The sequence below is a fragment of the Collinsella sp. TM05-38 genome, assembly GCF_003466445.1.
GTDB lineage: Bacteria > Actinomycetota > Coriobacteriia > Coriobacteriales > Coriobacteriaceae > Collinsella.
The window spans coordinates 35,288-41,287 of the sequence record NZ_QSPM01000016.1 but is presented as its reverse complement, the minus strand read 5'-3'; the positions used below and the strand labels follow the sequence as shown (position 1 = coordinate 41,287).

5 protein-coding genes are annotated in these 6,000 nt (G+C 61.4%); 1 reads left to right on the top strand and 4 read right to left on the bottom strand.

Annotated elements, in window-relative coordinates; all coding sequences use genetic code 11:
• Nucleotides 1-141: 141 nt before the first annotated feature.
• Nucleotides 142-1,308: a lactaldehyde reductase gene (fucO, locus tag DXD49_RS08740; protein ID WP_117794757.1), complete on the bottom strand. Its 1,167-nt coding sequence runs from the start codon at nt 1,306-1,308 to the stop codon at nt 142-144.
• Between the two features lie 164 nt (nt 1,309-1,472).
• Nucleotides 1,473-2,189: a YoaK family protein gene (locus DXD49_RS08735; protein WP_117734433.1), complete on the bottom strand. Its 717-nt coding sequence runs from the start codon at nt 2,187-2,189 to the stop codon at nt 1,473-1,475.
• 268 nt (nt 2,190-2,457) lie between these two features.
• Here DXD49_RS08735 and DXD49_RS08730 point away from each other — a divergent pair, with 268 nt between their 5' ends.
• Nucleotides 2,458-4,605, top strand: coding sequence for a YgiQ family radical SAM protein (locus tag DXD49_RS08730; protein ID WP_233541784.1), 2,148 nt, complete (start codon nt 2,458-2,460; stop codon nt 4,603-4,605).
• Here DXD49_RS08730 and DXD49_RS08725 read toward each other — a convergent pair.
• Nucleotides 4,602-5,513, bottom strand: coding sequence for a CPBP family intramembrane glutamic endopeptidase (locus DXD49_RS08725; RefSeq protein ID WP_147347846.1), 912 nt, complete (start codon nt 5,511-5,513; stop codon nt 4,602-4,604). The two genes, DXD49_RS08730 and DXD49_RS08725, sit on opposite strands and share 4 nt — an antisense overlap.
• An 88-nt stretch (nt 5,514-5,601) precedes the next feature.
• Nucleotides 5,602-5,805, bottom strand: coding sequence for a hypothetical protein (locus DXD49_RS08720; RefSeq protein WP_117734431.1), 204 nt, complete (start codon nt 5,803-5,805; stop codon nt 5,602-5,604).
• Nucleotides 5,806-6,000: the final 195 nt, after the last annotated feature.

Sequence of the window (6,000 nt, the reverse complement as noted above, 5' to 3'; positions counted from 1 at the left end):
GAGCCGGCGGCCCCCGCCCGTTAGCCCCACAATCTTTCCGCAGGACGGAGGAAGCCCCCGCCGCACGAAGTGCGCAGCGGGGGCTTCCGACATGTCCGAGGACGATTGTGGGGCTAACGGGCGGGGGCCCGCCGAACCAAGTTAGGCAGCCGGGCAGATCTTCTTGAAGAGCTCGATAACGTCGTCGAGCGTCGCCTCGCGCGGGTTGCCCGGGAAGCAGGCGTCAGCCATAGCGTCCTTGGCCAGGACCTCGATCTCGTCGGCCTTCATGGCCTCGCAGACGTGCGGGATGTTCACGTCGGCGGAAAGCTGCTTGACGGCGGCGATGGCAGCGTCAGCGGCCTCGTCGGTGCTCATGCCCGTGGTGTCAACGCCCATGGCGACGGCAACCTTGGCCAGGCGCTCGGCGCAAACCGGCTTGTTGAACTCCATGGCGATCGGCAGCAGCATGGCGCAAGCGACGCCGTGCGGGGTGTCGTAGTGAGCGGACAGGGTGTGAGCCATGGCGTGGTCGATGCCCAGGCCAACATTGGAGAAGCCCATGCCGGCGACATACTGGCCAAGGGCCATGCCCTCGCGGCCGGAGCCGGGCTGACCGGACTTGGCCTCAGCGACAGAGTCGCGCAGGTTCTCGCTAATCAGCTTAATAGCCTCAAAGTGGAACATGTCGGAGAGCTCCCAAGCGCCCTTGGTGGTGTAGCCCTCGATGGCGTGGGTCAGAGCGTCCATGCCGGTAGAGGCGGTCAAGCCGGCGGGCATGGAAGCCATCATGTCGGGGTCGACGACGGCGACCTCGGGGGCATCGTTGGTGTCGACGCACACGAACTTGCGGACCTTCTCGGGGTCGGTGATGACGTAGTTGATGGTCACCTCAGCAGCGGTACCGGCGGTCGTCGGCACGGCGATGGTGAACACGGCATGGTTCTTGGTGGGAGCAACGCCCTCGAGGCTGCGGACATCAGCGAACTCGGGGTTGTTGATGATGATGCCGATAGCCTTGGCGGTGTCCATGGAGGAGCCACCACCAATGGTCACGATAGCGTCAGCCTCGGCGACCTTGAAGGCCTCGACGCCGTCCTTGACGTTCTGGATAGTGGGGTTGGGCTTGATCTCGGAGTAGAGGCTCCAAGCGATGCCGGCGGCATCGAGCTCGTCGGTCACCTTGGCGGTAACGCCAAACTTGACCAGATCGGGGTCGGAGCAGACGAAGATCTTCTTGTAGCCACGACGCTGGAGCTCGCCGGGGATCTCCTTGATGGCGCCAGAACCATGATAAGAAATGGTGTTAAGAACGAAACGATTAGCCATTGATAGCCTCCCATCGTGTGCGGGGCACCCATTACGCCCCGCGCTATGAATCTCATCCTAACGCTTTTGAAACAAAAAATGCATGAGAACGTCAAAAGTGTTAAAGCGTTTCAACAGGAAATGAAAAAACAACGGCAAAGGGACAACCCCTCTGCCGCATTCGGTTACTTTCGACAGCCCTCTTTCCAAGCCTCGGCCGCAACCTTCCAGCGAAAACGCAAGTCGCGTTCGCGATCGATAAACATGATGGCAAACGCGATAAACAGCAGCACGCTCGCCACCGCAATGGCATGCAGACCCATGCGCTCAATGCACCAATTGCCCAGCACGGCGCCAAACACAAAGGTAAAGATCACACCAAAGTACAGCAGGCCGTTTTCCAAAAAGCCGCGCTTGTGGGTGATGATGTAATCGTCCACGTTTTGCAAGGCATTACGGAGGTTGCCGATACACATGGTCGTGGCGATGCCGTGTCCATGAATCTTGCGGAAGCTCTCGACCTGCATGCCGCAGGCAAACGAGGTAAGGCAGTTGGCGAGCAGGTTGAAATCGCCACCGGGAATAAAACTCACGCCCAGCAAGATGACGGCTTCAAAGAACACCGTCACCTGGCGCCAGTGAATCACGCTGCCAAAACGCTCGTGTACCAGGTCGGCAAGCATAATGCCCACAGCAAACGAAACCACAGGGAAGAAGTAACGCCCCGCAAGTGCCCAATTGCCCTCCGAAATACTCACGCCCACCAGCAGGATATTGCCTGTCTGCGCGTTGGCGAAAACATGGTCGCGCCCAATGTACGAATACACATCCATAAAGCCACCGGCGAGCGCCAAGATGATGCCCAGCTCGATGGACTCCGATATCTGTTTGGCACGCTGCATCGTCGTACATCCTCCTTGTTGACGACCCTCTCGTGCGTTGGCGGAGACATTGCCGCCGTTCATACTGTAACCCATTGACAACATGGCGTGCGCGCGAGACGACCCCTTCGACACGGGGATACACAGTCTGGAAACAAACGGCGGGAGAGGCGCCGACACCCGCATCGACGCGCCGATCCGCCAGCCCATGTACTCCACCAGTCTTTTTAGCCCCGTTCCAAAAAGACTGGTTACAATTACGTGCAGCATACAAACACCGGGAGGGATCGTGGCAAAAAAGCCTCAGCACGCTCAGAATAACCAGCGCAGTCAGCAGGGCAAACAGGGCCAGCAGCAAAAGCGCGGCGGTAAGGCGCAGGTCACGGCCGCCCCCGCCACCCGGGCCGCGCACACCCAGGCAGCGCCCTCACGCCCCTGGCGTCCGAGCCGCGATAAGTTCCTACCCGTCAGTCGCGCCGACATGGATGCACGCGGCTGGGACCAGTGCGACTTTGTCTACATCTGCGGCGACGCCTACGTGGACCACCCCAGCTTTGGTATGGCCATCATCAGCCGCGTACTCGACGCGCATGGCTACAAGGTGGGCATCATCTGTCAGCCCGACTGGACCGATCCCGCCAGCATCACCGTGCTCGGCGAGCCGCGCCTGGGCTTTCTCGTCAGTGCCGGCAACATGGACTCCATGGTCAACCACTATTCGGTGACCAAGCACCGCCGCCACACCGACGCCTATACCCCCGGTGGCGAGGAGGGTCACCGCCCCAACCGTGCCGTTACGGTCTACGGCAACCTCATCCGCCAGACGTTCAAGGACGCCCCCATCATCATCGGCGGCATCGAGGCGAGTCTGCGCCGCCTGGCCCACTACGACTACTGGCAGGACAAGCTCAAGCGCTCGGTACTGCTCGACTCGGGCGCCGACATCCTCATCTACGGCATGGGCGAGCACGCGATCGTCGAGATCGCCGACGCGCTCGACGCGGGACTGCCCGTCGACCAGATTACCTATATCAATGGCACCGTCTACCGCACCAGCTCGCTCGACGAGGTCTACGACTACGACCTGCTGCCCAGCTGGGACGACCTTACCGCCGACAAGCTCAACTACGCGCGCAGCTTTAACGTGCAGCAGCAGAATATGGACCCCATCACTGGACATCGCCTGGTAGAGCCCTACCCCAACAGCGTCTATGTGGTGCAGAACCCGCCTTCGGCGACGCTCACCACCGACGAGATGGACGAGGTGGCAGAGCTCCCCTACGCACGCGATTGGCATCCCGACTACGACGCGGCAGGCGGCGTGCCTGCCTTTGCCGAGATCAAGTTTTCCATCAGCTCTAACCGCGGCTGCTTTGGCGAGTGCTCGTTTTGCGCGCTCACCTTCCACCAGGGCCGCGTGCTGCAGATGCGCAGCCACGATTCGATCATGCGCGAGGCCGAGCTGCTCACGCGCGACCCCGAGTTTAAGGGCTACATCAACGACGTGGGCGGACCGACGGCCAACTTTAGCCGTCCTGCCTGCGACAAACAGCTCAAGCACGGCGTGTGCAAGAACAAGCGCTGTCTGTGGCCGAGCGTATGCAAGAACATGGTGGTCGACGAGAGCGGCTACACGCAGCTGCTGCGCGACCTGCGCCAGCTTCCCGGCGTCAAGAAGGTCTTCGTCCGCAGCGGCATCCGCTTTGACTACACCATGGCCGACACCTCGGACGAGTTTTTGCGCGAGCTGCTGGAACATCACGTCTCGGGCCAGCTGCGCGTAGCGCCCGAGCACGTGAGCGATGCGGTGCTGAGTGTGATGGGCAAGCCGAGCCGCGCCGTCTACGATGCGTTCTGCCGTAAATTTGAACGCCTGAACCGCGAATACGGACTCAAGCAGTATGTGGTGCCGTACCTGATCTCGAGCCACCCCGGTTCAACCATGAAGGAAGCCGTGGCCCTTGCCGAGGCTGTGCGCGACATGGGCTATATGCCCGAGCAGGTGCAGGACTTCTACCCCACGCCGTCCACCATGTCGACGTGCATGTACTACACCGGCGTTGACCCGCGCACCATGGGGCCAATCTATGTGGCGCGCGACCCGCACGAGAAGGCCATGCAACGCGCACTCATCCAGTATCGCAAGCCCGAGAACTACAAGCTGGTGCGCGAGGCGCTGGAAAAGGCCGGGCGTCGTGACCTGATCGGCTACACCAAGCATTGCCTAATCCGTCCCGTGCCGCCGCGCCCGGGCGAGACGTCTGCTAGCGGCGGACACGGCACCGGCAAGAAGGGCGGCAAGGCCCACGGTGGCGCCGGCAAGGGCCCCAAGGGCAGCAAGGGGCACGGCGGCATGTCGCGTGCGCAGAACACCGCCGGCCGCAACCGTGCGGCCCAGGGACGACAGGGCGCCAACGGAGGCGGGCGTCGCAACTAGGGCAGCGGCGCGCTCACTGCGTCCATCCCACACGCGTGGCGCAGTGAGCGCATTGCCTCAACGAGGATGACGCCAGCGATAGCGACCGTAATTGCCACATCGAACGGCGTGTTCACAAACCAGAGCAACGTCATGAGATACGACCCGGCGTTAAAGGCAAAGTGCAACAGGATCGTGTAACGGAGCTTTCCGGTGGTCACGAGCACCCAGCCAAAGACCAGACCGGCAGCGCCCGCGTAGCAACCCTGCACCCAATTCATGTGCATAAAACCGAAGATTGCCGCCTGCAGCACAATCGCCGCGGCAATACCCCACGTACTTGGGGCCGCCCAGGACACCATGGCGCCGTCCTGCGCACCCGCACGACGCCGGCGCTTCCAAAGTGGGCGGCACTGCGGGTTAAACGCTCGGAGCGAAAACTCAAAAATGATGCCGCGCACCAGCAGCTCTTCACAAAATGGGGCGCCGAGCACCGTAGTCAGGACGGCGAGATAGCTGGTGTCGCCCATGCCGGTTTCCTCGACAAGCTCGCTGTAGTCGGCCGCGGCATCGGGCAACAGCGCCAGCACGGCGTCGGTCACGTAGCCAACGACCACCTGCAGGGCTAGGCCAATCACGATAACGCAAACGATGCGCTTCCATGCAGCATTTGCTCCCCCGCCAAGCGGGCGCTCGCCCTGCCAGCGCGCCATAAACGAGCGCGGCCACAGATAACGCCACCACAGCAGCGCCATCAAAAACGACGCCATCTGCGCGGCAGCCTGAAGCAATTGAATATCGAGGTCGTCAATCGAAAAGCCCATGAACACCGATGCGACGCCCAGAGCGGAGAACAAAACCACACTCAGGGCGATATCGGCAGCGACGACGCCAAAACAGGCAAGCGCCCAAATCATCGCATTGAGCATGCCAACCTCCTCAAAACCCGGCACTTAGGGACGTTCCTTAACTGCCGGCAGAAAAGGAACGTCCCCAAGTGCCGGCAGTTTGGGACAGTCATTGTTGATGAGAATCGGGCGCAGTGCCAAAGGCCCCGTTGGGCGAAATGTCGAACGGAAAGGTGCCGCAGCGATTAAACGCGGCGATAAACATGCGGATGGCGTTGGACGGCGTGGTACCTACGAGCTGCGTTGCCGCCGCGAAGGCCGCCTTTTCCTCGGGCAAGACCTTCGCGACAACCGGGGTCATGTGTTCTGCCATGGCGCTTCCTTTTTGAAACGACGGTGGTGCGGATAGATGCGGGCCACGCGGCTGGGCGACGGGCTGTGAAGGCAACCCGATTGGCCCGCATCTAGAGTTTGTTTCTACGGCGTTGGTATTACTTGGTATTCCGAAGTATTACCCCGCAGATAGAATACCATACCCGACCCCATGGGGACGGAGAAAAAAACGGAT